This window comes from Mycobacterium sp. TH-M15 (genome assembly GCF_057473705.1).
Map to the genome: position 1 here is coordinate 1 of NZ_JBYCLB010000123.1, position 3,730 is coordinate 3,730.

4 protein-coding genes are annotated in these 3,730 nt (G+C 70.2%); 2 read left to right on the plus strand and 2 right to left on the minus strand.

What is annotated here, in order from left to right; translation table 11 throughout:
* The coding region (locus AC2VNT_RS03080; RefSeq protein WP_486945459.1) for a hypothetical protein at positions 1 to 1,228 on the plus strand (1,228 nt) is incomplete at its 5' end.
* Between the two features lie 104 nt (positions 1,229 to 1,332).
* Complete coding sequence (locus tag AC2VNT_RS03085) at positions 1,333 to 2,481, plus strand: LLM class flavin-dependent oxidoreductase (protein ID WP_486945460.1); 1,149 nt, start codon at positions 1,333 to 1,335, stop codon at positions 2,479 to 2,481.
* Positions 2,482 to 2,493: 12 nt separating this feature from the next.
* On the opposite strand, the gene AC2VNT_RS03090 is transcribed toward AC2VNT_RS03085, so the two are convergent.
* Positions 2,494 to 3,144, minus strand: coding sequence for a nitroreductase family protein (locus AC2VNT_RS03090; protein ID WP_486945462.1), 651 nt, complete (start codon positions 3,142 to 3,144; stop codon positions 2,494 to 2,496).
* 82 nt (positions 3,145 to 3,226) lie between these two features.
* The coding region (locus tag AC2VNT_RS03095) for a class I SAM-dependent methyltransferase (protein ID WP_486945461.1) at positions 3,227 to 3,730 on the minus strand (504 nt) is incomplete at its 5' end.

A 3,730-nucleotide genomic window follows, 5' to 3' on the forward strand; every position in this document is an offset into this window, starting at 1 on the left:
AGACCACAGCTGGGTGCCGGTCGGGTTCGGCGGCACCGGCAGCTGGTGGATGGAGTCCCTCGGCAACACCTGGGGCTGGGACGACGGCAACTTCGGCCAGGTGCTGGGCATCTCCAACATGATCGTGCCGATCCCGCAGTTCTCCACCCCGTTCGCCGACGAGCTGCAGGCCGCCGCCATGCAGCAGATCGTCGCCAACCCGGAAGCCTGCCCGTTCTCCTGCCCGAACGTGCTCGACTATGTCGGGCGCTGGTTCAACGTGCCGCTGGACGACATGTTCAAGGGGGTGACGGTCGGGCTCAACTACGGCCCCGGCGAAGGAACCGCCGCCGACCCCACCGGCTCGCCGATCGACCCGATGGGCTTCGACGTCAGCTGGGCGGGCGACAAGGTCCAGTTCGACCCGTTCTTCATCTTCACCAGCTTCTTCAAGAGCCTGACGATGGACCCGACGGCGACCGGCAACACCCTGTCGAGCGTGTTCGACAACTACCTGTCGTTGTTCACCAACCCCGCGCAGAACCTGATCGACCCGTTCCTGCACCTCGGCGAGGACCTGTTCAACAACTTCTTCCCGCTGCTGCCGGGCAGCTTCGTCTACTGGGGCGCTCCCGAGATGTACAGCGTGCCCGCCTGGGTCGGCGGCCTGATCCACCAACTCACCGGCATCGCCAACCCGATGCGGGCGTTCACCCTGGCGCCCGGCGGGGCGTTCTCGCTCGGGCCCTACCTCGGCGAGACGGTCGTCGGCAACGGCCCGGACCACGGCGGCAACGTAACGCTGGACCTGGCGACGATGTTCAAGCATCTGCCGGCCGGCACGGAATTCCCCGACCTCTACGACTACTACGCCGCGCATGACGCGCTGGGCCAACCGATCGGCCCGCTCGACCTGCCCGCCGGGCTGGCGGCCGGGATGGTGAACTGGATCAACGGGCTGATCGGCTACCTGGACCCGTACACCTACCTGGCCGGGCTCGGCGTCACCGACCACATGACCGCGACGCAGCTCGCCGCGCAGCTCGGTGGCGACCTGCACATCAGCTCGGGTGGCCTCACCGGGCTGGCCGACTTCCTGACCGGCTGGCACGACGCGGTCTTCGACGTGCGGCTGCCGTTGGCCGAGCTGAGCAACACGATCGCGCCCTGGTACGCCGACCTGACCGACGGGATGGCCCAGGAGTTCGGCAACGCCAGCACCGGGATCATTCCGAACCTGTTCGGCTGAGCGCGGCGCCCGAGCCGCGGCCACCGGCGCCCGAGCCGCGGGCACCCGCCGCGCGGCCGCTCCGTAGCATTCCCCCGGTGATCACCCACGAAAGCAGGCCGTAGATGGGCGGGTTCCGGTTCGGCATCGTCGACGGGCTGGTGCACTCGGCGTACGCGCCGGACCTGATGTCGCGGGCCGGCTACCTGACCGCCGCGGTCACCGGCGCCGACTCCTACTGGGTCGGCGACCACCTCAACGCCCCGGTGCCCCGCTCCATCGCCACCCCGGAGTTCTTCGGCTTCGCCGCCAGGCTGCTGCCGGACGTGGACGCCATCCTGGAGCCGTGGACCATGCTGGGTCACCTGGCGGCCCGCAACCGGCTGCGCCGACTGCGGCTGGGGGTGGGGGTCACCGACGGCAGCCGGCGTAACCCGGCGGTCACCGCACAGGCCGCCGCCACCCTGCACCTGCTCACCCGCGGCCGGGCGATCCTCGGTATCGGCGTCGGCGAACGCGAGGGCAACGAGCCCTACGGCGTCGAGTGGATCAAGCCGGTGGGGAAGTTCGAGGAGGCCGTCGCCACCATCCGCGCCCTGTGGGATTCCGGTGGCGAGTTGATTTCCCGTGACTCGCAATACTTCCCGCTGCGCAACGCCATCTTCACGCTGCCACCGTACAAGGGAACGTGGCCGCAGATCTGGGTTGCCGCGCACGGGCCGAGGATGCTGCGGATCACCGGGCGCTACGCCGACGCCTGGGTGCCGTTCGTGGTCAGCCGGGCCGAGGACTACTCCCGCGGCCTGGACGCGGTGCGGTCCGCGGCGTCCGACGCCGGCCGGGACCCGTCGGCGATCATCCCGGCCGCCCAGCGCGCCGTCGTCACCGGCCCCAGCCGCGACCACGTCGACGAGATCCTGGATTCGGTGATGATGAGGACCTGGGCGCTGGCCGCACCCGCGGAGGCCTGGGCCCGGCACGGCGCCGAACACCCGCTGGGGACCGACTTCTCCGGCATCCACGACCTGGTGCCGCAGACCATGGACAGGCAGACCGTGCTGGACCACCTGGCGAAGGTGCCGGCGTCGCTGATGCGGGAGATCAACTTCTGCGGCACCCCCGACGAGGTGATCGACCAGGTTGCCGAGTGGCGCGACCACGGCCTGCGCTACCTGAACGTGATCAGCCTGAGCCTCTCCAGCCCACGGCTCCGGAGCAGCGTCGCGGCAGGCGGGTCGCACCTGAAGGTGCTGCGGGCGCTCAAGAAGCTGTGACGCCCATCGGCGTCAGTCCAGCCAGGTCCGGTTGCCGTAGCTGTCCAGATGGGCCACCTCGCCGACCGGCTTGCGGGTGGTCGGCCCGTAGCGCCCGCGCGGCCAGCCCATCGGCACGATGCAGCACGGCGTCACCGTCAGCGGCAGCTTGAGGATGCGCCGGATCGAGGTGACGTTCCACAGCGGCAGGGTGATCAGCCCCGCGCCCAGCCCCATCGCCCGCGCGGCCAGCAGCAGGTTCTGCACCGCCGGGTAGATGGAGCCGTAGTAGCCGGAGGCCGCCGCGTGCGGCATCGGCACGAACGGCACCTTGCCCTCCCGCGGGCCGTAGCTCAGGCACGGCACCACCAGCACCGGGATCTGTTCGAAGTGCTCGACCTGCCAGCGCACCGCGCGCACCGTCTTGCCGACCGACGGGTCCCGCTTGACCAGCCGCCGACCCAGCACCGGGTAGTACACCGACCACGCCTGCCGGTACCGCTTGGCCAGTCTGGCTTTGGTGTCGGCGTCCTTGACGACGACGAACTCCCAGTTCTGCACCCCGCCGCCGACCGGGCCGCGCACCGCCAGCTCGATGCACTTGAGCACCACCGCGTCGTCCACCGGGTCGGGGCGCACCCGGCGGATGGCCCGCTGGGTCATCATCGCGTCGACCAGCGGCATCCGCAGCCGGGCGAACGCCTCCTCCACGCTGGGCGCGGGAGCCGAGCGGGCCTCGGGATTCGGAGTATCGCTCACCGGCGCACTAGCCCCTCTTCGTGGCCACCGCCAGGATGTAGTCGACGTGCCAGCCGTGAATCCAGAAGTTGTCCGGCCGCACCGTCCAGCGCAGCAGCGGGTTCACCCCTTTGCGTTCCTTGGCGAACATGGTCTTCTGCACGAACCGGCCCAGCGGCGGGTAGACGTCGTCGGCGATCGACCGCACCTCGGCGGTGTCGAAGCCGGTCTCCAGCAGCAGCTCCCGGTAGTTGGGAACGTCGGCGGCCTTGCGGGCGGCTTTGGCCGGGGCGCCCCGCCAGCCCAGCTTGGCGACCGTGCGGCGGAACCGCCAGTTCACGATCGTCCGCTTCGGCACGATGTCGGCGGTCACCAACATGCCGCCCGGCTTGAGCACCCGCAGCGCCTCGGCGAAGAAGTCGACCCGGGACGGGAAGTGAAACGCCGACTCCATCGCCACCACCTTGGTGGCCGACTCGTCGGCCATCGGCAGGTCGGTGGCCGACGCCCGCACGTACTCGATCCGGTCGTC